25 protein-coding genes are annotated in these 26,192 nt (G+C 65.3%); 18 read left to right on the top strand and 7 right to left on the bottom strand.

Features of this window, described 5'->3' with window-relative positions:
* Positions 1–66 precede the first annotated feature (66 nt).
* Positions 67–1,770, top strand: coding sequence for a proline--tRNA ligase (locus tag KZ491_RS07575; protein ID WP_222565211.1), 1,704 nt, complete (start codon positions 67–69; stop codon positions 1,768–1,770).
* Between the two features lie 147 nt (positions 1,771–1,917).
* Entirely contained in the window at positions 1,918–2,295 is a 378-nt protein-coding gene (locus KZ491_RS07570; protein WP_222565210.1) for an H-NS histone family protein, read from the top strand.
* A 90-nt stretch (positions 2,296–2,385) separates the two neighbouring features.
* On the opposite strand, the gene KZ491_RS07565 is transcribed toward KZ491_RS07570, so the two are convergent.
* Positions 2,386–3,657, bottom strand: coding sequence for a threonine/serine exporter family protein (locus KZ491_RS07565; protein WP_222565209.1), 1,272 nt, complete (start codon positions 3,655–3,657; stop codon positions 2,386–2,388).
* Positions 3,658–3,753: 96 nt separating this feature from the next.
* Here KZ491_RS07565 and KZ491_RS07560 point away from each other — a divergent pair, with 96 nt between their 5' ends.
* From KZ491_RS07560 to KZ491_RS07540, 5 genes are read left to right on the top strand one after another with little or no spacing between them, the layout of a single operon-like run.
* Positions 3,754–4,872: an ABC transporter permease gene (locus tag KZ491_RS07560; RefSeq protein ID WP_222565208.1), complete on the top strand. Its 1,119-nt coding sequence runs from the start codon at positions 3,754–3,756 to the stop codon at positions 4,870–4,872.
* The gene (locus KZ491_RS07555; protein WP_246606706.1) at positions 4,866–5,690 is read left to right on the top strand and encodes an ABC transporter ATP-binding protein; all 825 of its coding nucleotides are present in this window, start codon (positions 4,866–4,868) and stop codon (positions 5,688–5,690) included. The genes KZ491_RS07560 and KZ491_RS07555 overlap by 7 nt, the downstream gene beginning before the upstream one ends.
* Complete coding sequence (locus KZ491_RS07550; protein ID WP_222565207.1) at positions 5,690–6,616, top strand: MlaD family protein; 927 nt, start codon at positions 5,690–5,692, stop codon at positions 6,614–6,616. The genes KZ491_RS07555 and KZ491_RS07550 overlap by 1 nt, the downstream gene beginning before the upstream one ends.
* Positions 6,613–7,293, top strand: coding sequence for an ABC-type transport auxiliary lipoprotein family protein (locus KZ491_RS07545; protein WP_222565206.1), 681 nt, complete (start codon positions 6,613–6,615; stop codon positions 7,291–7,293). Before KZ491_RS07550 ends, KZ491_RS07545 begins: the two co-directional genes overlap by 4 nt.
* A gap of 59 nt (positions 7,294–7,352) precedes the next feature.
* Positions 7,353–9,455, top strand: a complete 2,103-nt coding sequence (locus tag KZ491_RS07540; RefSeq protein WP_425493106.1) for a glycoside hydrolase family 99-like domain-containing protein — start codon at positions 7,353–7,355, stop codon at positions 9,453–9,455.
* A gap of 12 nt (positions 9,456–9,467) precedes the next feature.
* Here KZ491_RS07540 and cysN read toward each other — a convergent pair whose 3' ends face one another.
* The 6 genes from cysN to KZ491_RS07510 all read right to left on the bottom strand — a co-directional run bounded on the left by cysN (position 9,468) and on the right by KZ491_RS07510 (position 15,550).
* A complete protein-coding gene (cysN, locus tag KZ491_RS07535; RefSeq protein WP_222565204.1) occupies positions 9,468–11,366 on the bottom strand; it encodes a sulfate adenylyltransferase subunit CysN in 1,899 nt (632 codons plus the stop codon).
* Positions 11,366–12,277 (bottom strand): sulfate adenylyltransferase subunit CysD, encoded by a 912-nt coding sequence (gene cysD / locus KZ491_RS07530; protein ID WP_246606616.1) that lies wholly within the window; start codon positions 12,275–12,277, stop codon positions 11,366–11,368. The genes cysN and cysD overlap by 1 nt, the downstream gene beginning before the upstream one ends.
* A gap of 122 nt (positions 12,278–12,399) precedes the next feature.
* Complete coding sequence (locus KZ491_RS07525; protein WP_222565202.1) at positions 12,400–13,032, bottom strand: CoA transferase subunit B; 633 nt, start codon at positions 13,030–13,032, stop codon at positions 12,400–12,402.
* On the bottom strand, positions 13,032–13,778 hold the full coding sequence (locus KZ491_RS07520) for a CoA transferase subunit A (protein WP_246606615.1): 747 nt from the start codon (positions 13,776–13,778) through the stop codon (positions 13,032–13,034). Before KZ491_RS07520 ends, KZ491_RS07525 begins: the two co-directional genes overlap by 1 nt.
* 141 nt (positions 13,779–13,919) lie before the next feature.
* A complete protein-coding gene (locus tag KZ491_RS07515; protein ID WP_222565201.1) occupies positions 13,920–14,735 on the bottom strand; it encodes a DsbC family protein in 816 nt (271 codons plus the stop codon).
* A gap of 101 nt (positions 14,736–14,836) precedes the next feature.
* On the bottom strand, positions 14,837–15,550 hold the full coding sequence (locus KZ491_RS07510) for an SIMPL domain-containing protein (protein WP_222565200.1): 714 nt from the start codon (positions 15,548–15,550) through the stop codon (positions 14,837–14,839).
* 148 nt (positions 15,551–15,698) lie between these two features.
* Between KZ491_RS07510 and KZ491_RS07505 the strand changes: the two genes are divergently transcribed.
* The 11 genes from KZ491_RS07505 (at position 15,699) to ruvB (ending at position 26,183) form a co-directional block, all read left to right on the top strand.
* Positions 15,699–16,928, top strand: a complete 1,230-nt coding sequence (locus tag KZ491_RS07505) for a cation:proton antiporter (protein ID WP_222565199.1) — start codon at positions 15,699–15,701, stop codon at positions 16,926–16,928.
* 172 nt (positions 16,929–17,100) lie between these two features.
* Positions 17,101–17,418: an FmdB family zinc ribbon protein gene (locus KZ491_RS07500; RefSeq protein WP_222565198.1), complete on the top strand. Its 318-nt coding sequence runs from the start codon at positions 17,101–17,103 to the stop codon at positions 17,416–17,418.
* An 85-nt stretch (positions 17,419–17,503) separates the two neighbouring features.
* A complete protein-coding gene (aspS, locus tag KZ491_RS07495) occupies positions 17,504–19,276 on the top strand; it encodes an aspartate--tRNA ligase (RefSeq protein WP_222565197.1) in 1,773 nt (590 codons plus the stop codon).
* A gap of 9 nt (positions 19,277–19,285) precedes the next feature.
* Positions 19,286–19,813 (top strand): GNAT family N-acetyltransferase, encoded by a 528-nt coding sequence (locus KZ491_RS07490; RefSeq protein WP_222565196.1) that lies wholly within the window; start codon positions 19,286–19,288, stop codon positions 19,811–19,813.
* Between the two features lie 88 nt (positions 19,814–19,901).
* Positions 19,902–20,444, top strand: a complete 543-nt coding sequence (locus KZ491_RS07485; RefSeq protein WP_222565195.1) for a DUF3016 domain-containing protein — start codon at positions 19,902–19,904, stop codon at positions 20,442–20,444.
* A gap of 2 nt (positions 20,445–20,446) precedes the next feature.
* Positions 20,447–21,133, top strand: a complete 687-nt coding sequence (locus tag KZ491_RS07480; protein WP_343225574.1) for an esterase/lipase family protein — start codon at positions 20,447–20,449, stop codon at positions 21,131–21,133.
* 93 nt (positions 21,134–21,226) lie between these two features.
* The gene (locus KZ491_RS07475) at positions 21,227–21,958 is read left to right on the top strand and encodes a YebC/PmpR family DNA-binding transcriptional regulator (protein WP_222565194.1); all 732 of its coding nucleotides are present in this window, start codon (positions 21,227–21,229) and stop codon (positions 21,956–21,958) included.
* A gap of 17 nt (positions 21,959–21,975) precedes the next feature.
* Positions 21,976–22,503 (top strand): crossover junction endodeoxyribonuclease RuvC, encoded by a 528-nt coding sequence (gene ruvC / locus KZ491_RS07470; protein WP_043958050.1) that lies wholly within the window; start codon positions 21,976–21,978, stop codon positions 22,501–22,503.
* Positions 22,500–23,093, top strand: a complete 594-nt coding sequence (ruvA, locus tag KZ491_RS07465) for a Holliday junction branch migration protein RuvA (protein ID WP_222565193.1) — start codon at positions 22,500–22,502, stop codon at positions 23,091–23,093. The genes ruvC and ruvA overlap by 4 nt, the downstream gene beginning before the upstream one ends.
* Positions 23,094–23,219: 126 nt before the next feature.
* Positions 23,220–25,064, top strand: a complete 1,845-nt coding sequence (locus KZ491_RS07460; protein ID WP_425493129.1) for a potassium transporter Kup — start codon at positions 23,220–23,222, stop codon at positions 25,062–25,064.
* 54 nt (positions 25,065–25,118) lie between these two features.
* Positions 25,119–26,183, top strand: coding sequence for a Holliday junction branch migration DNA helicase RuvB (gene ruvB, locus KZ491_RS07455; protein ID WP_222565191.1), 1,065 nt, complete (start codon positions 25,119–25,121; stop codon positions 26,181–26,183).
* Positions 26,184–26,192 lie beyond the last annotated feature (9 nt).

The raw sequence follows: 26,192 nt of genomic DNA, 5'->3' as shown, positions 1-26,192 counted from the left end.
CCGACGACGGCCGGCAGGGCCCACGGTGAGGCAGAATAGGCGCCCGACCATTCTGCCGGTTCCGCCATGCGCCTCTCGCAATTCCATCTTCACACCAGCAAGGAAGTCCCCGCCGAGGCGGAAATCATCAGCCACAAGCTGATGCTCAAGGCCGGCATGATCCGCAAGCTCGCCTCCGGCCTCTACACCTGGACGCCACTGGGGCTGCGCGTGCTGCGCAAGGTCGAACGCGTGGTCCGCGAGGAAATGGACGCCGCCGGGGCGATCGAGATGCTGATGCCGTCGGTACAGCCGCGCGAGCTGTGGGAGGAAACGGGGCGCTGGGAAAAATTTGGCGGCCAGTTGCTGAAGATCCAGGACCGCAAGGAAGCCTGGTACTGCTATGGCCCGACCCATGAGGAGGTCATTACCGATTTCGCCCGTCAGGAACTGGCCAGCTACAAACAGCTGCCTGCATGTTTCTACCAGATCCAGACCAAATTCCGCGACGAGATCCGGCCCCGCTTCGGCGTCATGCGCGCTCGCGAATTCCTGATGAAGGACGCGTACTCCTTCCATCTGGATGACGCCGACCTGGACCGCCAGTACGAGGTGATGCACGAGGCGTACAACCGGATATTCACCCGCCTGGGATTGGAATTCCGCGCCGTATTCGCTGACACCGGCGCCATCGGCGGCAGCGCCTCGCACGAGTTCCACGTGCTGGCCGCCTCCGGCGAGGATGCAATCGCGTTCTCCGATGCCTCCGGCTATGCCGCCAATATCGAGCTGGCCGAAGCGCTTGCGCCGGGGTCGCGCGCAACCGCCGCGGAAACCATGGCCCGTGTGGAAACCCCGTATCAGCGGACCTGCGAGGCGGTGGCGGAACTGCTGGGGACCGGTCTTGAGCGCACGGTGAAATCCGTCGCCATGATCGGCGAGCAGGGTTTCGTACTAGCGCTGGTGCGCGGCGATCACCAGATCAACGAGATCAAGCTGGCAAAACTTTCCGGACGGGCCGATGTGCGGATGGCGACGGAGGCCGAGATTCTCGAGAGCCTCGGCACGGAGCCTGGTTTCATTGGTCCGGTAAAGCCGAGCAAACCGATTCACGTCATCGCTGATCGCAGCGTGGCTGCGATGGCCGACTTCGTGGTTGGCGCCAATGAAAAAGGGTTCCACCTGACCGGTGTCAATTGGGGCCGAGACCTGCCCGAACCCGACGTGGTGGCCGACATCCGCAATGTCGTGGCGGGCGATCCCTCGCCCGACGGCGATGGCACGCTGCAGATTGCCCGTGGCATTGAGGTCGGCCACATCTTCCAGTTGGGTCGCACCTACGCCAAGGCGATGGATTGCACGGTGCAGGACGCCAATGGCAAGGCTGTGACTCCGACGATGGGCTGTTATGGCATCGGCGTATCACGAATCGTTGCGGCAGCGATTGAGCAGAATCACGATGCCAGCGGAATAGCCTGGCCCGAAGCGATGGCGCCCTGGCAGGCGGTGATCTGCATCATCAATCCGAAGAAGGATCCGGCCGTCGTGGTCGCTGCCGAAGCACTGCACCGTCAGTTGAACGGCATGGGCATCGAGGCTGCTATGGATGATCGCGGTCTGCGGCCGGGGGCGATGTTTGCCGATATGGAGCTGATAGGCATCCCGCACCGGATCGTGGTTTCCGAGCGCGGTATTGTCGCCGGCACTTTTGAATACCGTCACCGGCTGGCCGAGGCGTCCGAAAACATCGGGCTGGACGCGTTGCTGACCCGGCTCGGTTCCGCGGGTTAACCGCTGATTCGGCAAACCCGGAGCCACGGATATGAATGCCGGGCCGGTTTCAATAATAAGTCGCGTTTACTAACTGCGCTGACCGGCCTAGTATTAGCTCGCCGGCCGTGCCACGGCCGAGTTTCACCATCTCCCGGAGAATCCCCGATGCCACTCGATATTGAAGCCCTGACGCCCAAAGAGCTCACCGCACTGATCAATCAGGCCAAGAAGCGCAAGACCACGCTCAGCAAGCGCAAGCCTATTGCCCAGGCGCGCAAGCGCGTGATGCAGGCAGCCAAGAACGAGGGATACACGATTGCCGAGCTGTTTGGCGGTGCGAGCGCGGCGCCCGCTGAATCGCGAACCCGCAGCAGTGCGCCGCGCAAGGCGCGCAAGACCACGGGCAAGGTCGCGCCGAAATACCGCAACCCGGAAAACCCCAACGAGACCTGGACAGGTCGTGGCCGTCAACCGCGTTGGTTGACCGCATTTACCGACGCCGGTCGTAATCGTGATGAGTTCCTGATCAATCCCGAGGGTTGATGCGCAGACGCATTTGACTTCGGTCGTGCCGGCCCTGTGTCGGCAGCAACGAAAACGCCGGCATTTGCCGGCGTTTTCGTTTTTGCTTCGCTAGAGGTTCTTGCGCGTCGGCAGGAGCAGGTTGCCAAACAGCAGCCCGGCGATAACGGCCAGCAGGATGTTCACTACCGCCATCAGCGCATCCTGACCCACTGCCACGTCCTGGCGCTGGACCAGGTCCATCATCCCGCGCAGGCTGACGCTGCCGGGCAATAGCAGGATGATTCCCGGTACCCGGACCAGTGCGCCGGGGCGATCAAACCAACGCGCATAGCCATTGCCTGCAACCGTCAATACCAGGGCCGCCAGGAAGATCCCGACCGGGCTGCCCCAGGCCAAGCCCCCGTAGCGCGAGATCAGATAACCGGCTGCGGCTGAAATCATGACCAGCGGGTAGTCCCGCACGTGCGCTCGGAACAGCACGGCAAACGCGAGTGACGCGGCGGCCAGCGCCGGCCATTCCACCCACGGTGGCTGCGGACGCAGAGCGCGTACCTCCGGTTCGAGACCGACAAGGTGCGCCAGATAGAGGGCAATGACCGTGCCCAGGGTCAACTTGAGCACAGTGGAAAGCGCGCCCGCGGCGCGCGCCGTACCCGATACCAGGTGCTGACTGGTCAACTCGTTCATGGCGTTGGTCAGCGAGAGACCTGGCAACAAGACGATCAGCGAGGCGATGATCACGGTGTTCTGGTTGAGCGGCGCAATGAAGGTGGCCACCAGCACCACCACGAGGGTGGCGACCATCGCCAGCAGCGCATCGGACGCCTCCCGCAATCGCGGTCGCGACGCCGCCAGCACGGTCAGCAACCCGATCAGCAAGCCATTGAATCCGGCCACGGCGATGTCCAGCCAAGGCAGTCGCAGCAATCCGCCCACGGCCGCCGCCACCAGTCCGAAGGCCATGACCTGCAAGGCCTGTGACCAGCGGGTGGGCGGGGTGTCCAACTCGTTCATGGCCTCCAATGCAGCCGCCAGTCCCATCTCACCGGCGATCACGGCCTCGGCGATGCGGTCCGTCTCCACAAGGCGTTGCAGGTCCGTGTCACCGGGCGGCAGCCGGATCACGCGGGTGATGTCGCTGTGCCCGGGCAACTGTTGCGGGTCGCTGAACGACATGATCAGGGCAGTGGGGCTGACCCAGGGTTCGCACTCCACGCGCAGGCGATCGGCGACCGACAGCAGCGCGCCTTCCAGTCGCTGCGCAGTGGTGCCGTACAGGTGCAGGCGCTCGGCCAGCTCGACCATGAAGGCGATGCGGTCGGGATAGCTGGCGTTGCTCAGCGGAATGGCGGCCGTGGCGTTGGATGGCGTGCTGATCATCCCGCTAGGATCGCACGCGCGCTGGTGCAGGAGCCTTATTGGAACTGCCGAGGCCACGCGCCGTGCATGGGTCACGCATGTATCCTTCCGTCACCCATGAGTGCCTCCGACCCCTCGCCGCCAAGCTTTGCCCCTGATGACCGCGACCCGGCTCGTCAGGTGCTCGCCGGCCAGTGGACACTCGAGCAGGCGCAAGCGGTCGGTGATCAACTGGCATCGATGCCCGATAGCACCCGCGTGCTGGATGCGACCGGCGTGGAGCGGCTCGATTCGCTCGCCGTGCTGCAGTTGCTGCGCTTCGCACGTGAGCGCGGACTGGAGTTTCACGAGTTCGAATTCCACCCCGACCACCGCGCGTTGGTCGCGGTGATCGATGACGTCACCGATGAGCGATTGCCGCGTCCGCGCGAGTTCGGCGTGCGCGAGGCGCTCGCGCGACTGGGCCGGGCCGTGGCCAACAACTGGCGCGAGGCGCGCTCGCTGCTGGGCTTTTTCGGTGAGGTGCTGGTCAAGATGCTGCGTCTGGTCCGCGACCCCAGGCGCTTTCGCCCGATTGCCACCGTCTTCCACATGGAACAGGTCGGCTTGGACGCGGTGCCGCTGGTGGCGCTGTTGTGCTTCCTGGTGGGCGCGGTGGTCGCGTTTCTCGGCGCGAACGTGCTGCGTGATTTCGGTGCCACAATCTTCGTCGTCGAATTGGTGAGCATCGCGTTCCTGCGCGAGTTTGGCGTGCTGCTCACCGCGATCATCCTCGCCGGCCGCACCGCCAGCGCGTTCACTGCGCAGATCGGGGCGATGGTCGGCCGCGAGGAAGTCGATGCAATGCGCACGCTGGGCCTGGACCCGGTCGATCTGCTGGTGATACCGCGGGTGCTCGCACTGCTGGTGACGCTACCGCTGCTGACCTTCGTGGCCATGATGGCCGGTCTGCTGGGCGGGCTTACGGTCGGCGCCTTCAATCTGGACATTCCGCCGCAGCAGTACCTGACGCGGATGCAGGACACAATGTCGCTGAAGCATCTGTGGGTCGGTCTGGGCAAAGCGCCGGTGTTTGCGCTGGTCATCAGCCTGATCGGGTGCCTGGAAGGGCTGCAGGTGAAGGGCACCGCGCAATCGCTGGGTGAGCGCACCACCTCCAGCGTGGTGCAGTCGATATCGCTGGTGATCGTGCTGGATGCGTTCTTCGCGATCTGGCTGATGGAGATGGGCTGGTGACGGCGGCATCGCATCCCACGCCCGCTCCCATCATCCGCGTGCGCGGACTGGTCAACCGCTTCGGTCCGCAAGTGGTGCACGACGGTCTGGACCTGGACGTGATGCCGGGAGAAATCCTTGGCGTGGTCGGCGGATCGGGCACCGGCAAGTCCGTGCTGATGCGTTCCATCCTCGGCCTGCGCCGTCCCAATGAAGGCAGCATTGAAGTGCTGGGCGTGGACGCGCGCAGCACTGATAGCAAGACGCGCAGGCATATCGAGCAGAACACCGGCGTCCTGTTCCAGGACGGAGCGCTGTTTTCCTCGCTGACGGTGGGTGAGAACGTCGAGGTGCCACTGAAGGAATACTGCCCAGGACTTTCGGACTCGCTGCGCTACGAGCTGGCGTTGCTGAAAGTGAAGCTTTCGGGTTTACCCGGCGATGCGCTGGAGAAGTTTCCTTCCGAGTTGTCCGGCGGGATGCGCAAGCGCGCCGGAGTGGCCCGTGCACTGGCGCTGGATCCGCCGCTTTTGTTTCTCGATGAGCCGACCGCAGGTCTCGATCCGATCGGTGCAGCCGCGTTCGATCGGCTGATCCGCACGTTGCAGCAGGCGCTGGGACTCACCGTGTTCCTGATCACACATGACCTCGATACCCTCTACGCTATATGTGACCGCATCGCCGTGCTGGCCGATGGCAAGGTGGTGGCCTGCGCCCCGATCGATGAGATCGAACGATGCGAGCACCCATGGGTGCGTGAATACTTCCACGGCCCCCGGGCCCGCGCCGCGCAGGATGCAGGCGCGGCGGCCCGCCCGCTCAATGAGGTCTCCCCCTGATGGAAACCAAGGCCAACTACGTCCTGATCGGTGCTTTTACAATCGTTCTGACGCTGTTCCTGCTGTTTTTCGCCCTGTGGGCGGCGAAGTACTCGACCGACAAAAGCTGGCAGAGCTACCGGGTGATCTTCAACGAGCCGGTCACGGGCATGAGCGAAGGCAGCAGCGTTCAGTACAACGGCATTTCGGTCGGCACCGTGGAGAAACTGCGCTTGGCGCCCGATGATCCGCGTCGGGTGATTGCCACGCTCAAGGTCCAGGCCAGCGCGCCGGTGATGACCGACACGCGCGCCAAGATGTCCATGACGGGCATCACCGGCAGCCCGATCATCCAGCTGACCGGCGGCGACCCCGCGAGCCCGCGCCTGGTCGATGTTGATAAGAGCGACGTCCCGGTGATCCAGACCGAGGCCTCCGCGCTGCAGAACATCGCCGACACCGCCAACAGGCTGGTGGCGCGGATGGATCAGCTGCTCAGCGAGGAAAACGTCGAAAGCGTCGCCCAGACCCTCGCCCACATCGAGACACTGACCGGGGCGATCTCCGACCAGCGCGAAGATCTCAGGGCCTTGATCACCAATGCCCGCGCGTCGAGCGAGCAGCTCGAAGCCACGCTGGGCAACGCCAACAAGGTCGTGGTCGGCATTGATCGCGAGCTGGTGAGCAAGCTGCCCGAGCTTGTCGCTCGGCTGGACAACACGCTGACGCGCCTCGACTCGGCTGCCATCGGGGCCGACGGAATCATCAATGACAACCGCGCAGCCATCCACAGCTTCGCCAATGACGGTTTGTCCCAGCTTGGCCCCACGCTGAGTGAGCTGCGCGGCCTGGTGCGTGACCTGCGCCGGGTAAGCGACCGTCTGGACAGCAACCCGGCCCGCTACCTGCTCGGTCGCGACGCGCTCAAGGAGTTTGAACCGGAATGAACCCGACCACGATCCGCCCTGCATCGCGCCACTACGGGCTCGGCATTGCACGCACAACGTTGGTGATCATCGGCTGTGTGCTGCTTGCGGCCTGCTCGGTGTTGGGCAACAACACGCGTGACCGGGGAACGGTGTACGACCTTGACCCCCGGGTCGAAGCCGATCCTGCCTGGCCACGGGTCGACTGGCAGCTCTCGCTCGCCAAGGTGAACACTACGCGGGTAGGGGACAGCCTCCGCATCGCCGTGCGCCCGGCGGTCAACGAGCTGCAGATCTACAAGGGCGCCAGTTGGGCCCGGATTCCGACCGACATGCTGGAGGGCGCGATACTGCGCACCCTGGAGGACTCCGGTCGCGTCGCCGCAGTGGCCCGGCAAGGCAGCGGGATGAGCGCCGACTACCGACTGATGCTGGAGCTGCGTCGCTTCGAGTCCGAGTATACGGCGCCCGGCATGCCGCCGACCGTGGTGATTGAGGTCAATGCCAAGCTGCTGCACATCGCCAGCCAGCGCGTCGTCGACTCGCGCACCTTCCTGCAAAAGTCGCCCACCGCCAGCACCTCGATCGAGGACGTTGTCCAGGCATTCGACCAGGCGCTACATGCGGTCACCGGCGAGATCGTGGGTTGGGTGCTGGCGGCTGGTAGCGGCGCACACGCGCAGTCGCGCGCGGGCTGAGTCAATGCGGGAGTCAGCACCGGTACGGGACACCGGCTCGGGCCTGTAAGCTGCGCGCCATGCCGATTGCCAGAAATCTGATGCGCACAGCGCGCGAGCGATTGTTCCATGTACTGCGTATGGGATTCCGCCTGGTGCCGCTGGGCGAGGCCAGGCGCGATCATTGGCGGCAGTGGTTCCTGCAGCGTTTTCCGGAGGTCCGACCCGCAGCGGTCCATGGCCAGTCGTCCGGGGCAACTTCAACGCGACGCGCGCGGACAACCGCAAACGGCCGGGCTGTCGGATACCGCGCCCACCAACCGCCCGCCCTGCCGGCAACGCTCTCGGCGACGCTGGTGGCGTTCTACCTGCCACAGTTCCACGCCATTCCAGAGAACAACGAATGGTGGGGCGAGGGCTTCACCGAATGGCGCAATGTCGGGCGCGCCCTGCCGCAGTTCCAGGGTCATGCCCAGCCGCGCCTCCCCGGCGCTCTGGGCTATTACGACCTTGGCCATCCAGCGGCCCTGCGTGCGCAGGCGACGCTGGCGCAAGCGTATGGCGTGGGCGCGTTCTGTTCCTATTTTTACTGGTTCCAGGGCAGGACCCTGTTGGAGGCGCCCCTGCGGCAGTGGCTGGATGACCCCTCCATCACCCTGCCCATTTGCCTGTGCTGGGCCAACGAGAGCTGGTCGCGTCGGTGGGACGGGCGGGCGGGAGAGGTTCTGATCGCACAGAGCCATGACCCTGACGATGACCTCGCCTTCATCGCGCACGTTTCCGCCTATCTTCGCGACCCACGCTACCTGCGGGTGGATGGCAAGCCGCTGCTGCTGGTGTATCGCCCGGGGTTGCTGCCCGATCCGGCCGCAACGGCTGCGCGTTGGCGCAAGTGGTGCGCCGGAAACGGTGTGGGCGAAATTTTCATCGCCTATGTGCAGGGCTTCGAACGCCCGGACCCTGCGACGCTGGGGTTCGATGCTGCGGTCGAATTTCCGCCCAACCTGTCCACGCCTGCCGACATCACTGCGGACCAGGTGCTGATCAACGACGAGTACACCGGCCAGGTACTGGACTGGCGGGAGTTGGCCACCGACTACAGCCAGCGCACTCCACCTGCCTACCGACTGTTCCCCGCCGTGAATTGCGGCTGGGACAACGAGCCACGCCGTCCGTCGCGGGGCCGGACCTATCTGCACGCCTCGCCGCGCCGCTATCGGGACTGGCTGATCGCTGCCATCGGACGCGGTCGTCCTGATGCTGGCGAAACCGCTCCTTTAGTGTTCATCAACGCGTGGAACGAATGGGCCGAAGGCGCTGTGCTCGAGCCCGATGCGCGGTTAGGCCATGCATGGCTCCACGCGACTGCGGAGGCGTTGCGGGAGTCCGCCGGCAAGACGTCGGCGACGACAACCCCCGACGCCGAGGTCGCAATGCGTCCGTGCGTGGTTATCCACGCTTGGTACCCCGACGCGTTCGGTGAACTGCTCGATGCACTGGACAAACTTGCCACGCCAATGCGATTGGTGGTGACCACCGGAAAAGAACAGGCCGGGAAGGTTTCAGGTGAGCTCGCGCGCCGCGGCATGATCGCCGAGTTGGAAGTCCATGAGAACCGCGGGCGCGACATTCTGCCGTTCGTGCACGTGGCCGACCGCCTGCTCAACGAGGGCGAGAAGCTGGTATTGAAGCTGCATACCAAGCAGTCGCCACATCGCCCGGATGGTGCGAACTGGCGGGGCGAGTTGCTGGATCGGTTGGCATCGCCGGCGCGCTTCCAGCACATCGTGACGTCGTTCCAGGAAGATGCCTCGCTGGGTCTGGTGGCGCCGGAGGGCCATGTGCAGCCCTTGCACTACTACTGGGGTGCCAACCGCGACAAGGTCCATTATCTGGCGACCAGATTGGGTATCAAAAAACCCGACGCCGGGACCGATCACTTCGTTTCCGGCAGCATGTTCTGGGTACGACTGGATGGATTGCGGCCATTGCTGGATGCGCATCTGGATGAGTGGGAGTTTGAGGCGGAAGCCGGCCAGCTCGATGGCACCTTCGCCCACGCGGTCGAACGGGTGTTTGCCCTGTGCGTCCGCGAGCAGGGGCTGCGGGTCCAGGATGCCGCCACGTTGTGCGGCGACGTGCGCGTAGAAACCGGGCCATATCCGTACGCCAAACGTGACTGACCCGCCGCTTGTTCAGTCCCCCAACTCGCGTACCAGCATCGTGGCCAGGGTTTCAGCTTCGTGGCTGCCCGTATCCAGCACGATGTCTGGGTCCTCCGGCACCTCGTACGGTGAATCTATTCCGGTGAAGTTGCGTAACAGACCGGCGCGTGCCTTCGCGTAGAGTCCTTTGGCGTCTCGCTGCTCGGCGACCGAAAGTGGGGTGTCGACGAAGACCTCGAGAAACTCGCCCTCTGCGAACATGCGGCGGGCCATCTTCCGCTCCGCCCGGAAGGGCGAAATAAAGCTCACCAGTACCACCAGGCCGGCATCGACCATCAGCCGGGCTACCTCGGCCACACGACGGATGTTTTCAACGCGGTCTTCATCGGTGAAGCCAAGATCGTTGTTGAGGCCGTGGCGAATGTTGTCGCCGTCGAGCAGGTAGGTGTGCCGACCCATCGCAAGAAGCTGTTTTTCCACCAAGTTGGCGATCGTGGATTTTCCGGCGCCCGACAGACCGGTGAACCAGATGCATCGCGGTCGCTGGTGCTTGATCAGCGCACGCGACGCCTTGTCGACGTCAACATGCTGCCAGCGAATGTTGCTGGCCCGGCGAAGGGCGAAGTCCAGGGTGCCCGCGCCCACCGTCGCGTTGCTCTGACGGTCGATCAGGATGAAGCCGCCCAGGTCGCGGTTGTCGGTAAAGGGTTCGAAGCCGATCGGCTCATTTAGATACAGGTTGCAATACCCGACCTGATTGCACTCCAGCGACTTGGCAGCCAAGTGTGCCTGGGTGTTGACGTCGATCTGGTGCTTCAACTCGGTGATGGTTGCGCCGACCGTGCGGGCTCCGATCTTGAGCCAGTACGGGCGTCCGGGGAGAAGAGGCTTCGGGTCCATCCAAAGCAGATTCGCGGCGAACTGGTCAGCGACTGCCAGAGGAGCGTCGGCTGGGCAGATGATGTCGCCGCGACCGATGTCGATCTCGTCGTCCAAGCCTAGTACGACGGGCTGGCCTGGGTCGGCCCGGGTAACCTCGCGATCCCCGCTGAATATGCGGGCGACGGTTGAGGCACTGCCCGAAGGAGACACGGTGATCGCATCGCCCACCGCCACCGATCCCGCTAACAGCGTACCGGCAAACCCGCGGAAATCCTGGTTCGCACGACAAACCCACTGCACAGGTAGACGGAATTCCCCCACGGTGTTGGGCGACTCGATCACGACGGTTTCCAGGTGATTCAGCAACGCGGTGCCCTGGTACCACGGCATATGCCGAGAGGTTTCCAGCACGTTGTCGCCATCCAGCGCCGAAAGTGGAATGCAGGCCACTTGTTCGATTCCCAGCTGCGCGGCCAACTGCTGGTAGCCAGTGGCGATCGCCTCGAACAAGTCCTGACGATAGTCGACAAGATCCATCTTGTTGACGGCGAGCACCACGTGGCGGATACCGAGCAGGGCGAGGATGTAGCTGTGGCGCCGGGTCTGGGTCAGCAATCCCTTGCGGGCATCCACTAGGACGATAGCAAGGTCGGCTGTGGACGCGCCGGTGGCCATGTTGCGGGTGTACTGCTCATGCCCCGGGCAGTCGGCGACAATGAACTTGCGCCGGTCGGTGTCGAAGTAACGGTAGGCGACGTCGATCGTGATGCCCTGTTCGCGCTCGGCGCTTAGGCCATCCACCAGGGATGCGAAGTCGATCCCATCGCCGATGGCGGCGGCGCGGTTGACGTCCGAGATTAGCGCTGCGGCCTGATCATCCAGCAGCGCCCGCGCGTCGTACAAAAGCCGTCCAATCAGCGTGCTCTTGCCATCGTCAACGCTCCCGCAGGTGATGAAGCGCAACAAGCCCTTTGCTTCGTGGCGTAGCAGATAGTCCGCGACCGCCCGGGGGGCATCAGCTGCGGACTGGTCAGGTTTGGCGCCCATCAGAAGTAACCTTCTTGCTTTTTCTTCTCCATCGATGCGGTCGGATCGTGGTCGATTACCCGTCCCTGGCGTTCGGAGGTCGTCGTCACGAGCATCTCGGCAATCACCTTTTCCAGCGTATCGGCGTTGGATTCAATCGCGCCGGTCAGCGGGTAGCAGCCTAGCGTGCGAAAACGCACCATCTTCATAATCGGTACTTCGTGAGGCCGCAGGGGGAGGCGATCGTCATCGACCATAATCAGAGCGCCGTTCCGTTCCACAACCGGCCGAGGCGCTGCCAGATACAACGAGGGCACAGGAATATTCTCGCGCAGGATGTACAGCCATATATCTAACTCGGTCCAATTGGAGATAGGAAACACCCGTACCGACTCGCCCTTGTGTATACGCGTGTTGTAGAGGTTCCAAAGTTCCGCCCGCTGGTTTTTCGGGTCCCAGCGATGGTGCTCATTGCGGAACGAGAAGATGCGTTCCTTGGCCCGGGATTTCTCCTCATCGCGCCGCGCACCACCGATCGCAGCGTCAAACCCGCCGGCATCGAGCGCCTGTCGCAACGCCTGGGTCTTCATGACGTCGGTGTGCACGGTAGCACCATGCGTGGGTGGTCCCACGCCGTTGGCCAAGCCCTGGGGATTGATATAGGTATGCAGCTTGACGCCCGTCTCCCGGACGCGGCGGTCACGGAATGCGATCATCTCGGCGAATTTCCAGCCGGTGTCCACATGCAGTAGGGGTATTGCAGGTGGCGCCGGATGGAACGCCTTCAGCAAAAGGTGCAGTAGCACCGAGCTGTCCTTGCCGATCGAATACAGCATTATCGGCTTGGAGAACTCCGCTGCGACTTCCCGCAGGATGTGGATGCTCTCGGTTTCCAGACGATCCAGATGGGTGGGGGCGGTCAATTCGGGCATAGGAAGACGATATTGGGAAAGGAGGATGCTAGTACATTCCCGGGGCAGGACAGGCATCCGTTGGCATCTTGCCAAACGAAAAAGCCGCCCGCAGGCGGCTTCGTGGGGTGCCCGGCCGGCGCTCAAGCGTGACTGAAGTCGACGCCTGTCTTGCCTCGAAGCTCGTCCTCGGTGACGTCAGGCGCCAGCTCGACCAGCTTCAGCCCATCGGCGGTGATGTCCATGACCGCAAGGTCGGTGATGATCCGGCTGACCACGCCCAGACCGGTCAGCGGCAGGGTGCACTCGGGCAGGATCTTTGGCTCACCTTTCTTGGTGGTGTGTTCCATCAGCACCACGACGCGCTGCACGCCGGCGACCAGATCCATCGCCCCGCCCATGCCCTTGACCATCTTGCCCGGCACCATCCAGTTGGCCAGGTCGCCCTTGTCGGTGACCTCCATCGCGCCCAGGATCGCCAGGTCGATGTGGCCGCCGCGGATCATCGCGAAGGAGTCTTGGCTGCCGAAATAACTGGCACCGGGGCGGGCGGTGACGGTCTGCTTGCCGGCATTGATCAGGTCGGCATCCAATTCGTCCTCGGTCGGGAACGGGCCGATGCCCAGCAAGCCATTTTCGGACTGCAGCCACACGTCCATGCCGTCGGGGATGTAGTTGGCGACCATGGTCGGCAGGCCAATACCTAGGTTGACGTAGGCGCCGTTGGTAAGTTCCTGCGCGGCGCGCTGCGCCATCTGCTCGCGTGACCAGCCCATTACTTGCCTCCTTCGCGCACGGTGCGCTGCTCGATGCGCTTCTCGGGGTTCGCGTTGTGCACGATCCGGTCCACGTAGATGCCCGGTAGATGGACGTGATCGGGGTCGATCTGGCCAACCTCGACGATCTCCTCGACCTCCACGATGCACACTTTGCCCGCCATGGCGCAGGCCGGGTTGAAGTTGCGCGCGGTCTTGCGGAACAGCAGGTTGCCGGCTTTGTCCGCCTTCCACGCCTTGACCAGCGCTACATCGGCAACCAATGCGGTCTCCATGACGTAATGCTTGCCTTTGAACTCGCGTGTCTCCTTGCCCTCGGCGACCACGGTGCCATAGCCGGTGGCGGTGAAGAAGGCGGGGATTCCGGCGCCGCCGGCGCGCAGGCGCTCGGCCAGCGTTCCCTGCGGGGTGAACTCCAGTTCGAGCTCGCCGGCCAGGAACTGGCGTTCGAATTCCTTGTTCTCGCCGACGTAGGACGAAACCATCTTGCTGATCTGGCGCGTCTCCAGCAGCAGGCCCAGACCGAAGCCGTCGACGCCGGCGTTGTTGGAGATGGCGGTCAGCCCGGTCACGCCGGAATCGCGGAGGGCCTCGATCAGGGCTTCCGGAATGCCGCACAGTCCGAACCCGCCGACGGCGAGGGTCTGGCCGTCGGCGACCACGCCTTGCAGGGCGCTTTTTGCATCGGGGTAGATCTTGCTATGTACTCCGCCGACCGGCGGTGACACGGCACTGGGCTGGGCCATGACGAAACTCCTTGTTCGGGATGGCGCCAGTCTAACGCGACGCCCGGTGGTGCCCGAAGCGTACGTTCGGCCAATGGTCTCCGGTCCCGGATGCCAAGACGCCGCCCGTAGGCGGCGTCGGCACGGCGGTCAGTGCGGTCGTCAACTGCCGCCGGCTTCCAGCTTGTCCAGCGCGGCTCGAAGCGCCTTGGCGGGCAGATAACCGCCAACCTGGCTGCCGTCGCGGGCAATGATCATTGGGGTGCCGGTGAGGCCAACGCTCTGGCCGACCTGGTACTGGTCGGCCACCGTGTTCTTGCAGTTGCGGCTGTCCACCTTGCCGGTCGACTTGGCCTGGGTCAGGGCGCTCTTGCGGTCGGGCGAGCACCACACCGAGACCATCTGCTTGTAATCATCGCTGCCGATGCCCATCCGCGGGAACGCCAGATACTCCACCGCAATACCCTCGGCGTTGTACTGCTTGATTTCCTGATGCATCTTGCGGCAGTAGCCGCATTCCACGTCGGTGAACACGGTCACGGTGTGCTTGGGGTTGGGCGGTGCGAACACGATCCGCTCGCTCGCGGGAATCGTCTTCAACAGTTTGTTGCGCATGCCGCCCAGGGTCGCTTCACTGAGGTTCTTCTGGGTCCGGGTGTCGAGCAGCGCACCGCCTGCTCCGGCGAAGAACAGGTAATTGCCGTCGTCGCTGACGTAGATGACCTGCCCGCCGACCACCGCCTCGCGGAAGCCGGGGATGGGAGCCTTGCCGATGTAGTCGACCTTGACCTCGGGATTGAGCGCGGCGATGGCGGCGACGGCGCGCTCCTCGGGTGAGCCGGTTGCGGGCTTCGTCGTCTCGGAGGCGTTCGCTGCAGCGGACTGCGGCGCTTTCGCATCATCGACGGGGGAGGGAGCCTTGGCGCATGCGGAGATGCTGAGCATGCCGAATGCCGCGGCAAGTAGGAGTCGCTTCATGGATGTTCCTGGCGGTAAGGGCGCGCGATGCGCGCCCCGGAGTCGGGGGACGGATTGTTGCACGCGATGCCTGCACCGCGCCGCGCAGCTGGGCGCTCGCGTCAGTCGCGCAGGAAGTATTCCACGGTCGTCACCACGCGCACCCGCTTGATCTGCGGGCTGCTCTGGTCGCGGTCGCTGATGCTGACTACACCCTGATTGGCGCTGCGTATACCATCCAGTCGCGACTCGGAGTCCTTGGCGAACTGGACGGCGGAATCGCGCGCGGCCGCCGTCGCCTCCGCAATCAGGGCCGGCTTGATGTCATTGAGCTTGGTGTAATCGAACTCCGGCGCGCTGTTTTCCCCGATCATCACGCCCCGGGTCACCAGTTCACCCGTGCGCCGGACCGCATCCAGTGCACCCGCCACGTTGGTGGTGCGCAGGCTGACGGTGGTGGCATAGCGGTAGCGCTCCGGAGGGCGGCTGTCGCCGTACGCCCACGCCCAGCGGTCCTCCAGCCTGGGCGGGGACACGACGATCTCATCGGCCTTGAAGCCGGCGGCCTCGAAGAACTCGCGGATGATCGCGGTATTGGCGTCCAGACTGCGCTGGACCTCGGCCAGGTCGTTGCCACCCACGGTATGCGGCAGTGGCCACACCACGAGGTCGGCATCGACAATCTTCTCGGCGGAGCCCTTGACCACCACGTAGCGGTCGGCGGTCTTCAGGCGCTCCATGCCCTTGGCGGCGAACCAGCCGGCGCCGGCCAGCCCGACCATCAACAGGGCGGCGGCGATGATCGGAAGAGCGGGGCGAACGGTGATATTGGACATCTTCGGGGGTTCCGACGTGGTTATGAGGCAAGCGTACACGCCCCGGTTCGCGTAGACGGATTTGGCGTCCGCAGTCCGCCGGGCTTGTCAGTGGCAGCCGGGGCGTCGACTATGCACGCCGACGTCGCGTGCGCCCACGGCTGCTGCCATGAACAACGAACTGATCTACCTGCTGCTGATATTCGGCCTGCTGGTCATCCCCCGCGCGCTGCAACGCTTCCAGTTGCCGGCACCGATCACCTGCCTGTTGCTGGGCCTGGGAGCGGTGCTGTTGTGGGGCGAGCGCATGAGCGACTCGGTGATCGTGCTGCTCTCCACCCTGGGCATCTCCTCGTTGTTCCTGTTTGCCGGGCTCGAGGTCGAGCTCACGGCGCTGCGCAAGGAGCTCGGCCGGCTGCTGGTTTACCTCACCACCCAGATCGCCTGCCTTGTCGGCGTGGCCTGGCTGTGCTGGAAGTACGCCGAGCTGGGGTGGCAGGCGGCGGCGCTGGTGTCACTGGCGCTGCTGACCCCGTCCACCGGGTTCATCGTCGATACGCTGGAGCGCCTGGGGCTGAACGCCGATGAGCGGTTCTGGGTGACCAGCAAGGCGATTGCCGGTGAACTGCTGGCGCTGACGGCCTTGTTCGTGGTCCTGCAGGCGGGGGACCCCACCCAGCTGGCGATTTCCTCCGGGGCGATGGTGCTGATGATGGTTGGCCTGCCGCTGGTGTTCATCGCGCTGGGGCGCTGGGTGATGCCGCACGCGCCCGGTTCGGAATTTTCCCTGCTGGTGATGGTCGGCATGGTTGCGGCGTACATCACCTACAGCCTGGGCGTGTACTACCTGGTGGGTGCATTCATCGCCGGCCTGGTCGCGCGCCTGCTGCGCTTTCGCATGCCGCTGCTGGCCTCGGACGAGAACATCCACGCGCTGCGCCTGTTTGCGACCTTCTTCGTGCCGTTCTATTTCTTCCACGCCGGCACCGAGATCTCGCGCGATGCGCTGACTTGGGAAGCCGCCGGCCTGGGCGTCGTGCTGACCCTGGTCATCGTGCCGCTGCGCATCGGGCTGGTCTGGCTGCAGCGCCGGGTGATGTTTGGCGAGGGTCACAAGAGCAGCCTTAAGGTGTCCGTGGCGCTGGCGCCCACGCTCGTCTTCACGCTTGTGCTGGCCAATATCCTGCACAAGGAGTTCGATCTTTCCGCCACATTGTTTGGCGCGCTGATCCTCTACACCACGCTCAACACCCTGCTGCCGTCCCTGGTGTTCCGCACGCCGTTCGATGTCGACCTGTTTGACGCCCCGTTGCCGACGCATCCGGAAGACCGGATGAGCAAGGTGGGGGAAGCGGGCGAGGCTCCCGCAGTGTCGTCGGGACCGGCGCCGCTTGCCTGAGTGCGCAAGCGTGCTTGCACGTGCGGGCGAGGCTTGAACCGACGGCTTTCGTCCCCATTCCAGCTACCGCGCGCACACCGCGCTGCAAATATTGCCGATTGGCCGGTTTCTGACCGGCCCGGCTCATCGACTGTCGATTCGACGCGTTTGCTCAGTTAAGGGTTCTGTTCCCATGCCGATCTATGCTTTTGAATGCGCCGCCTGCGGTCACGATTTTGATCGCCTGCAGAAACTGTCCGATGCCGATCCCACCGATTGCCCTGCATGCGGCAAGCCCGAACTCAAGCGCCAGTTGACCGCGCCGCAGTTCCGCCTGTCGGGCACCGGCTGGTACGAGACCGACTTCAAGAAGGACGGCGACAAGAAACGCAACCTGGCAGGTGATGGCGCAGCGCCGGCTAAGGGCGGTGAGGCCAAGCCCGCAGAGGCGAACTCGACCAGCGCGGCTGCGTCGACCGCCGCCAAGCCCGCGCCCGCCGCGGGAGCCTGAGCAGATTCCCGGAACCGGCGATCGGCCCGCTAAACTAGGCGGTCCAGCCGGGAGTACCCGGCGCGTCCCGTTTTCCGGAGTCAGCATGCGTACCCATTTCTGCGGCCTGATCGACGAGAGCCTGATCGGCCAGACCGTGACCCTGTGCGGCTGGGCCGACGTCGCCCGCGACCTGGGCGGCCTGTGTTTCATCGACCTGCGCGACCACGAGGGCATCGTCCAGGTGGTGGCCGAGCCGGCGGATGTGGAAGGCAACGACCGCGTCATCGCCAACGCCGCGGAGGTGGGCTACGAGGACTGTCTGCGCGTGACCGGCCAGGTGCGCCGTCGCGAATCGGTCAACAACAAGATTCCGACCGGCCAGGTCGAGGTGGTCGCCACCGCGATCGAAGTGCTGAACAAGGCCGAGCCGCTGCCGTTCCACGCGCATGAAAACCCGGGCGAGGACATCCGCCTCAAGTACCGCTACCTGGATCTGCGCAGCCCCGACATGCAGCGCAAAATGCGTACCCGCACCCGGCTGGTACGCGCGCTTCGCCGCTGGCTGGACGCGCGGGATTTCCAGGACATCGAAACTCCCATCCTGACCAAGGCGACCCCGGAGGGCGCGCGCGACTTCCTGGTCCCCGCGCGCATGCATCCCGGCGAGTTCTACGCGTTGCCGCAATCGCCCCAGCTGTTCAAGCAGATCCTGATGGTTGCCGGGTTCGATCGCTACTACCAGATCGCCCGCTGCTTCCGCGACGAGGCCCTGCGCGCCGACCGCCAGCTGGAGTTCACCCAGCTCGACATGGAGTTCGCCTGGGTGCAGGAGTCCGACGTCCAGGACACCGCCGAGGCGATGATCCGCGACGCCTTCCGCGAGGTGATGGACGTGGAGCTGGCGCAGCCGTTCCCGCGCATGACCTGGGCGGAGGCGATGCGCCGCTTTGGTTCCGACAAGCCGGACCTGCGCATCGAGATGGAGTTCACCGATATCGCCGAGCTGGTGAAGGACTGCGAGTTCAAGGTCTTCACCGACTGGGCCAACGACGCCAAGGGCCGGGTCATCGCCCTCTGCGTGCCCGGCGGTGGAAGCCTGTCGCGCAAGCAGATCGACGAGGTCGGCGCGCACGCGGCCAAATACGGCGCCAAGGGTCTGGCGTGGATGAAGGTCACCGACCCGGCGCTGGGCCGCGAGGGCGTCAATTCGCCGATCGCCAAGTTCCTCGACGATGCCACCCTGGCGGGGATCCTGCAGGCCACGGCGGCCAAGGGCGGCGACCTGCTGTTGTTCGGCGCGGCCGCCTGGAATACCGCGTCGGACTTCATGGGTGCGGTGCGGCTGAAGGTCGGCAAGGACCTGGGTCTGGTCCGCGAGGGCTGGGCACCGCTGTGGGTGACCGACTTCCCGATGTTCGAGTGGGACGAAGACGCCCAACGCCACGTCGCTTTGCACCATCCGTTCACCGCGCCGGCGGTGGACGACGTCGAGTCGCTGCGTGCCAATGCCCACACGGCGGTCTCGCGCGGCTACGACATGGTCCTCAACGGCAACGAGATCGGCGGCGGTTCAATCCGTATCCATCGCCCGGCGATGCAGGCCGCGGTGTTCGAACTGCTGGGTATCGACGCCGACGAGCAGCAGGCCAAGTTCGGCTTCCTGCTGGATGCGCTCAAGTACGGCGCGCCACCGCACGGTGGCATCGCCTTCGGCATCGACCGGATCGCTGCGCTGATGGCCGGCACCGAGTCGATCCGCGACGTCATTGCCTTCCCCAAGACCACCGGCGCGCAATGCATGATGACCGGCGCGCCATCGCCGATCGCCGATGAGCAGCTGGCCGAGATCCACGTTGCGGTGCGCCCCAGGAAGTAACCGCCGGTCATGCCTCCCGTGATCCGCCGGGCCACGGTCGCCGATGCGGCGACGCTGTCGGAACTGGCCGCACGCACCTTCACCCAGACCTTCGGCCACCTCTATCCGGCCGAGGATCTGGCCGCCTTCCTGGGCGAAAACTACACGGTGGATCGGCAACGCACGATCCTGGCCCACCCGGCGTACGCGGTCTGGCTGGTGGAGCAGGGCGGCGCGGCGGTCGGGCATGCGGCTGCGGGACCGTGCGGGCTGCCGCATCCTGACGTTCGTTCCGGCGACGGCGAACTCAAACGCCTGTACCTGCTGGAGCACATGCACAACGGCGGACTCGGCGGCGAGCTGTGCCGGGTCGCCCTGGAGTGGCTGCTGCGCGACGGGCCGCGCACGCTGTGGCTGGGTGTGTGGTCGCGCAACCTCGCGGCGCAGCGCTTCTATGCCCGCCGCGGCTTCGAGCATGTCGGCGACTATGAATTTCCGGTCGGTCGCGTCCGCGATCACGAGTTCATCCTGCGTCGGCCGCCAGCCCCGCTTGCATGAATACCCGTGGCCAGAACGTTCTCTCTACACGGTGCTGACGGGTCGAAGGAGGCAGAATGGGACCTCAATCCGCACACGGAGTTCAACCATGAAGGCCATGACCGCGGGTATCGCCGCATGCGTTCTTTCCCTGGGCCTCGCCGCATGCGCGAGCACGCCGGTCGCCGGTGCGGGGCCGGGCCAGCTTCCGGCGCAGGGACCGGTTCAGGTCGCATGGAACGATCCGGGCACGTTCCGCGAAATCACCTACGGCCGTGACCGGGTTGATACCCGCCGTGGGGTTTGGATCGAGCAGCTGGCCGTGTACCTGCGAACCCAGGCGGAGCGGCACCTGTCCGCCGGTGAGCAGTTGCAGGTGACCCTGCTGGATGTCGACCGCGCCGGCGAGTACGAGCCGTGGCAGGGCCCGGACTACGACGACGTCCGGATGATGCGCGATATCTACCCGCCCCGGATCACCCTGGAGTTCCGCCGCCTGGATGCAGCCGGACAGGTGATCGACGAAGGCCGTCGCCAGCTGACCGACATGGCCTACCTGTCACGCCCCGGTGCCGGCCGTGATAACGACCCGCTGGTCTACGAGAAGCGGGTCCTGGACGACTGGCTGCGTCGGGAGTTCAAGGCGCCCTGAGCGTGCCCGGCGAACGCGAGGCGCATGGCGCCGGTCCGGTTTCGCCCGGCGACCCGCAAGGCCGCCGGGTGTTGCTGCTGCACGGGCTGTGGATGCCGCGCGCGTGCATGGCCTGGCATGCCAGACGTCTGCGCCGCGCGGGCTTTCGCCCTGAATTGTTCGGCTATGACACCGTCGGCGGCGGTCCTGCACGGGCGGTCCCGGAGTTGGTGGAGGCCTTGTGCGAACCGGCCGACATCGTCGCCCACAGCCTTGGCGGACTGATCGCGGTGCGCGCCCTGGAGCGCGAACCGGATCTGCCGGTGGGTCGGGTCGTCTGTCTGGGCACGCCGCTGCGCGGCAGCGCGGCGGCAACAGGCATCGCACAGCTGCCGGTGCTTCGACGGTTCCTCGGCCGCAGCGCGGGGCTCCTGCGCCGCGGTTGCCTGGCGTGGGAGGGCGACGCCGAGCTGGGTATGGTGGCGGGCGACTCCGGCAGGGGTCTTGGCCGTTTCTTCGGCAACTTCGAGGGCCCCAGTGACGGCACCGTGGCCATCGCGGAGACCCGGGTGCCCGGTCTCGCGGACCACATCGTGCTGCCGACCAGCCACAGCGGCATGCTGTTGTCCCGGTCGGTGTCGCGCCAGATCATCGCGTTCCTGCGTACCGGACGCTTCGACCATGGGCAGGCAACTCCCGCGGTGCCTTGAGCGGGGCGTACCGGGAAAATGCAAGGGCGGCCGGCCGTCACCGGTTGGAGTAAAGTAGCCGGCTGTCACCGTTCACTCAATCGGACACTGCACATGGGTAGGGGACCGTCAATCGAGGGTCGCAAGAACGCCTCGGACGCCAAGCGCGGCAAGATCTTCACCAAGCTCATTCGCGAGATCTCCGTCGCGGCGCGTGCTGGCGGGGGCGATCCGGCCAGCAATCCGCGCCTGCGCTCCGCCATCGAGAAGGCCTACAGCGCGAACATGACCAAGGATGTGGTCGAACGTGCGGTCAAGAAGGCCACCGGTGAGCTGGAAGGCGTCAACTACGAGGAAATCCGTTACGAGGGCTACGCCCCGGGCGGGGTTGCCGTGATCGTCGACTGCCTGACCGACAACAAGGTCCGCACCGTGGCCGACGTGCGCCACGCCTTCGGCAAGTTCGGCGGCAACCTGGGTACCGACGGCTCGGTTGCCTTCATGTTCAACAAGCTGGGCGTGCTGACGTACGCGGCCAATGCCGACGAGGACGGCATCACCAACGCGGCCATCGAGGCCGGTGCGGACGATGTCGTGGTCTATCCCGAGGACGGCGCAATCGAGGTGTTCACCACCCAGGACGCCTATGAGGCGGTCAAACAGGCGATGGTGGACGCCGGTCATCCGCCCGGTCACGCCGAGGTGACCTGGCGCGCCGACAACGACATCGCCGTCGAGGGCGACGTGGCCGAGCAGGTGGTCAAGCTGCTGGCCTGGCTCGAGGATCTCGATGATGTCCAGAACGTGTACTCCAACGCCGACCTCGGCCTGGACGCCTACGCCTGAGGGCGTGGGCCGGCGACGTGATCCGCATCCTGGGCATTGATCCCGGTTCCCAGTGGACGGGAATCGGGGTGATCGACGTGGGCAGCGACGGGCGCTGCCGCTACGTGCACTGCGAGGCGCTCAAACTGCTGTCTGCACCGGACTTCCCGGCACGCCTGGGCCTGCTGTGCGACGGGCTGGAGCGCGTGCTCGACCAGTGGCAGCCCCACCAGGTCGCCATCGAGACGGTGTTCATGGACAAGTCGGCGATGTCGGCGCTCAAGCTCGGCCACGCCCGGGGCGCGGCGATGGCCACGGTGGTCCGCCGCAAGCTGGCCATCAGCGAGTACGCCCCGCGGGTGATCAAGCAGTCGCTGGTCGGCAAGGGCGCGGCGGACAAGCTGCAGGTCCAGCACATGGTCCGGCTGCTGCTGAACCTGTCCGCGATGAAGTTGCAGGCCGACGCCGCCGACGCTCTCGCGGTCGCCCTGACCCACGCGCACATGAGTGCAACCGCGGCCCGCACCGGGCTGGCGGTGACCCAGTTACGGAGACGCGGCACATGATCGGCAGACTCAAAGGCAACGTCATCCACAAGCAGCCGCCGTGGCTGGTAGTGGACGTCAATGGCGTGGGCTACGAACTGGAGGCACCGATGAGCACCTTCTACGACCTGCCCGAGCTGGGCCGGGAAGTCTCGCTGTTCACCCACTACGCGCAGAAGGAAGACAGCGTGTCGCTGTACGGTTTCCTGCGCGATTCCGAGCGCCAGTTATTCCGCGAGGTCCAGAAGGTCAAGGGCATCGGCGCGAAGATCGCGCTGGCGATCCTGTCGGGGATCAGCGTGGATGATTTCGTCCGCACGGTGCAGGCCAGTGACGTGACCGCCTTGTGCCGCATTCCCGGCATCGGCAAGAAAACCGCCGAGCGCATGGTGGTCGAATTGCGCGACCGCGCCGGCGACATGGGCGGAGAGGGCGTGATCCTGTCACCGTCCGATACCCCCCGCGATCCACAGAGCGAGGCGGTCATCGCCCTGCAGCAACTGGGCTACAAACCCGCCGAAGCGGCGCGTATGGTGCGTGACGCGTCCCCGGGGGCGGCCGACGATGCGGCCACCATCATCCGCAAGGCGTTACAGTCCGCGCTTCGTTGAGCGTGAAGTTTCCAACGCTCCAGACCTGACCCAACCGCCTCCATGTCGACACCGAAGATTCCCGTTCCGAGCAACGGCACCCGCGGCGATGCTCCGGGCCACGGCAAGGCCGGCCTGGCGGGATTGATGCTGGCTGCGATCGGCGTCGTTTTCGGCGACATCGGCACCAGCCCGCTGTACACCCTGCGCGAGGCCTTCAGTCCGCATTACGGGTTGACCGCCAACCACGACACCGTGCTGGGGGTACTCTCACTGGTGTTCTGGGCGTTGATGCTGGTGGTCACGGTCAAGTACGTGACCATCATCATGCGCGCCGACAACGAGGGCGAGGGCGGCATCATGGCCCTGATGGCGCTGGCGCAGCGGACCCTGCCCAAAGGCTCGCGCTCGGCCTACGGGGTCGGCATCCTGGGTGTTTTCGGCGCTGCGCTGTTCTTCGGCGACGGGGTCATCACGCCGGCCATCTCGGTGCTGTCCGCGCTGGAAGGGCTGGAGGTGATCGCACCTGAATTTGGCGCCTGGGTGGTCCCGTTGACCGTGGTTGTCCTTGTGGCGCTGTTTGCCAGCCAGCGTTTTGGCAGCGCGCGGGTGGGCAAGGTATTCGGGCCGATCACCGGGATCTGGTTCCTGTCACTGGCGGCGCTCGGGATCCTCAACATTACCCATGCACCGCAGGTGCTGCAGGCGGTGAATCCCCTGTGGGCGGTGGAGTTCTTTGCGGTCCACCACTGGCACGGCATCTTCATTCTCGGTGCCGTGGTGTTGGCGGTGACGGGTGGAGAGGCGATCTACACCGACATGGGTCATTTCGGCGCCAAGCCGATCCGCTACGCGTGGTACTGGTTCGTGCTGCCGGCCCTGGTGATCAATTACCTGGGCCAGGGCGCGCTGGTGCTGGAGGATCCGGCCGCGATCCGCAACCCGTTCTATGTCGGCGTGCCGGAGTGGGCGCGGATGCCGATGGTTGTGCTGGCGACGATGGCCACGGTGATCGCCTCGCAGTCGGTCATAACCGGTGCGTTTTCGGTGACCCGCCAAGCCATGCAGCTGGGTTACATCCCGCGCATGCACACCAAGCACACCTCCAGCGACACGATCGGACAGATCTACATCCCCGCGGTCAACTGGGGAATGATGACGGTGGTGATCGCCCTGGTGCTGGCGTTCGGCAACTCGTCCTCCCTGGCGACCGCCTATGGCGTGTCGGTGTCGGGCACGATGCTGATCGACACCCTGCTGCTGGCCATTGTTGCCCAGGCGACCTGGAAGAATCTGCGCCGCTGGGTGCTGCCCTTGTGCGTGATCTTCATCATTGGCGACATCGGTTTCGTGATCGCCAACGGCGCCAAGATCATGCAGGGCGGCTGGTTCCCGCTGGCGCTCGGCATCGTCCTGTTCACCCTGCTGCGCACCTGGCGCCGTGGCCGTGAGCTGCTGCGCGAGGAGATGCAGAAGGGCGGCATCCAACTGGGAAGCTTCCTGCCCGGCCTGATGCTGGCGCCGCCGGTGCGGGTGCCCGGCACCGCGGTGTTCCTGACTGCGGAGAAGGGAGTGGTGCCCCACGCGCTGCTGCACAACCTCAAGCACAACAAGGTGCTGCACGAGCGCAACGTGTTCCTGACGGTGGACACGCTGAAGGTGCCTTACTCCCCCAGCGAGCGGCGTCTTCAGATCGACGCGATCGGCGATGACTTCTACCGCGTGGTGGTGCGCTTCGGCTTCATGGAAACCCCCGACGTGCCGCTGGCGCTGATGCGCTCCTGCGACCAGGGGGACGGCATCGCGTTTGATCCGATGGAGACGACCTACTTCGCCAGCCACGAGACGGTGGTGGCCGCGGCGCGCGGTGGAATGCCTGTGTGGCGCGACAAACTGTTCGCCTTCATGCACCGCAACGCCGCCCCGGCGACGGGGTTCTTCCGGATCCCGGGCAACCGGCTGGTCGAGCTCGGCTCGCAGGTGGAGATCTGATTACGTCGTGGCGTGGGCGATGTCCGGCGCCTCGCGCCATGCGACCATAGCGCGATGAATGAGGACCGCATCATCGCCCCAGACGCCACCTCCGAGGACGATGCCCTCGAGACCTCGATCCGGCCCCGGCGGCTGGACGAATACCTCGGCCAGGTGCCCGTCCGCGAGCAGATGAAGATCTACATCGAGGCCGCCAAGGGGCGTGGCGAGGCGCTCGACCACGTCCTGATCTTCGGACCTCCCGGCCTGGGCAAGACCACCCTGAGCCACGTCATCGCCAACGAGCTGGGGGTCGGCCTGCGCCAGACCTCCGGGCCGGTGATCGAGAAGGCCGGCGATCTCGCCGCGTTGCTGACCAACCTGCAACCGTTTGATGTGCTGTTTGTCGATGAGATCCACCGTCTTTCACCGGCGATCGAGGAAGTGCTCTACCCGGCGATGGAGGACTACCAGCTCGACATCATGATCGGCGAGGGCCCGGCCGCGCGCTCGATCAAGCTCGACCTGCCGCCCTTCACCCTGATTGGCGCGACCACCCGCGCCGGACTGCTGACCGCGCCGCTGCGCGACCGCTTCGGCATCGTCCAACGGCTGGAGTTCTACAGCCCCGAGGAATTGACCCGGATCGTGCGCCGCTCCGCCGGCATCCTCGATATCGCGTGCGCGCCGGAGGGCGCGGCCGAGATCGCCAAGCGCTCGCGTGGCACGCCGCGGATCGCCAACCGGCTGCTGCGGCGGGTCCGCGACTTCGCCCAGGTGCGCGCCGGCGGCGTGATTGACCACGCCACCGCGATCGCCGCGATGGAGATGTTGAAGGTGGACCCGGAAGGGTTCGACGAGCTGGACCGCCGCCTGCTGCGCACGATCATCCAATCTTTCGATGGAGGCCCGGTTGGGGTGGAATCGCTCGCCGCTGCGCTCAGCGAGGAGCGCGGTACGCTGGAGGATGTCATCGAGCCGTACCTGATCCAGCAGGGCTACCTGATCCGCACCGCCCGCGGCCGCATCGCATCGCCGAAAGCCTACCGGCACATCGGCCTGACCCCGCGGGTGCCGGTGGGCGAGCTTTTCGACGATCCCGTTCCCGGCGATGCCGTCCCGGGTTCGCCCCGCCAGTAGGCGGTCCCT

Source organism: Novilysobacter antarcticus, assembly GCF_019802285.1.
GTDB lineage: Bacteria > Pseudomonadota > Gammaproteobacteria > Xanthomonadales > Xanthomonadaceae > Novilysobacter > Novilysobacter antarcticus.
The sequence above is the reverse complement of the archived record's forward strand: the minus strand, read 5'-3'. Positions and strand labels throughout refer to the sequence as shown.

Excerpts from the sequence above, each read along its gene's own strand:
- KZ491_RS07575 (WP_222565211.1), top strand. The coding sequence starts at position 67 with ATGCGCCTCTCGCAATTCCATCTTCACACCAGCAAGGAAGTCCCCGCC.
- KZ491_RS07570 (WP_222565210.1), top strand. The coding sequence starts at position 1,918 with ATGCCACTCGATATTGAAGCCCTGACGCCCAAAGAGCTCACCGCACTG.
- KZ491_RS07565 (WP_222565209.1), bottom strand. The coding sequence starts at position 3,657 with ATGATCAGCACGCCATCCAACGCCACGGCCGCCATTCCGCTGAGCAAC.
- KZ491_RS07560 (WP_222565208.1), top strand. The coding sequence starts at position 3,754 with ATGAGTGCCTCCGACCCCTCGCCGCCAAGCTTTGCCCCTGATGACCGC.
- KZ491_RS07550 (WP_222565207.1), top strand. The coding sequence starts at position 5,690 with ATGGAAACCAAGGCCAACTACGTCCTGATCGGTGCTTTTACAATCGTT.
- KZ491_RS07545 (WP_222565206.1), top strand. The coding sequence starts at position 6,613 with ATGAACCCGACCACGATCCGCCCTGCATCGCGCCACTACGGGCTCGGC.
- KZ491_RS07540 (WP_425493106.1), top strand. The coding sequence starts at position 7,353 with ATGCCGATTGCCAGAAATCTGATGCGCACAGCGCGCGAGCGATTGTTC.
- cysN (WP_222565204.1), bottom strand. The coding sequence starts at position 11,366 with ATGGGCGCCAAACCTGACCAGTCCGCAGCTGATGCCCCCCGGGCGGTC.
- cysD (WP_246606616.1), bottom strand. The coding sequence starts at position 12,277 with ATGCCCGAATTGACCGCCCCCACCCATCTGGATCGTCTGGAAACCGAG.
- KZ491_RS07525 (WP_222565202.1), bottom strand. The coding sequence starts at position 13,032 with ATGGGCTGGTCACGCGAGCAGATGGCGCAGCGCGCCGCGCAGGAACTT.
- KZ491_RS07520 (WP_246606615.1), bottom strand. The coding sequence starts at position 13,778 with ATGGCCCAGCCCAGTGCCGTGTCACCGCCGGTCGGCGGAGTACATAGC.
- KZ491_RS07515 (WP_222565201.1), bottom strand. The coding sequence starts at position 14,735 with ATGAAGCGACTCCTACTTGCCGCGGCATTCGGCATGCTCAGCATCTCC.
- KZ491_RS07510 (WP_222565200.1), bottom strand. The coding sequence starts at position 15,550 with ATGTCCAATATCACCGTTCGCCCCGCTCTTCCGATCATCGCCGCCGCC.
- KZ491_RS07505 (WP_222565199.1), top strand. The coding sequence starts at position 15,699 with ATGAACAACGAACTGATCTACCTGCTGCTGATATTCGGCCTGCTGGTC.
- KZ491_RS07500 (WP_222565198.1), top strand. The coding sequence starts at position 17,101 with ATGCCGATCTATGCTTTTGAATGCGCCGCCTGCGGTCACGATTTTGAT.
- aspS (WP_222565197.1), top strand. The coding sequence starts at position 17,504 with ATGCGTACCCATTTCTGCGGCCTGATCGACGAGAGCCTGATCGGCCAG.
- KZ491_RS07490 (WP_222565196.1), top strand. The coding sequence starts at position 19,286 with ATGCCTCCCGTGATCCGCCGGGCCACGGTCGCCGATGCGGCGACGCTG.
- KZ491_RS07485 (WP_222565195.1), top strand. The coding sequence starts at position 19,902 with ATGAAGGCCATGACCGCGGGTATCGCCGCATGCGTTCTTTCCCTGGGC.
- KZ491_RS07475 (WP_222565194.1), top strand. The coding sequence starts at position 21,227 with ATGGGTAGGGGACCGTCAATCGAGGGTCGCAAGAACGCCTCGGACGCC.
- ruvA (WP_222565193.1), top strand. The coding sequence starts at position 22,500 with ATGATCGGCAGACTCAAAGGCAACGTCATCCACAAGCAGCCGCCGTGG.
- KZ491_RS07460 (WP_425493129.1), top strand. The coding sequence starts at position 23,220 with ATGCTGGCTGCGATCGGCGTCGTTTTCGGCGACATCGGCACCAGCCCG.
- ruvB (WP_222565191.1), top strand. The coding sequence starts at position 25,119 with ATGAATGAGGACCGCATCATCGCCCCAGACGCCACCTCCGAGGACGAT.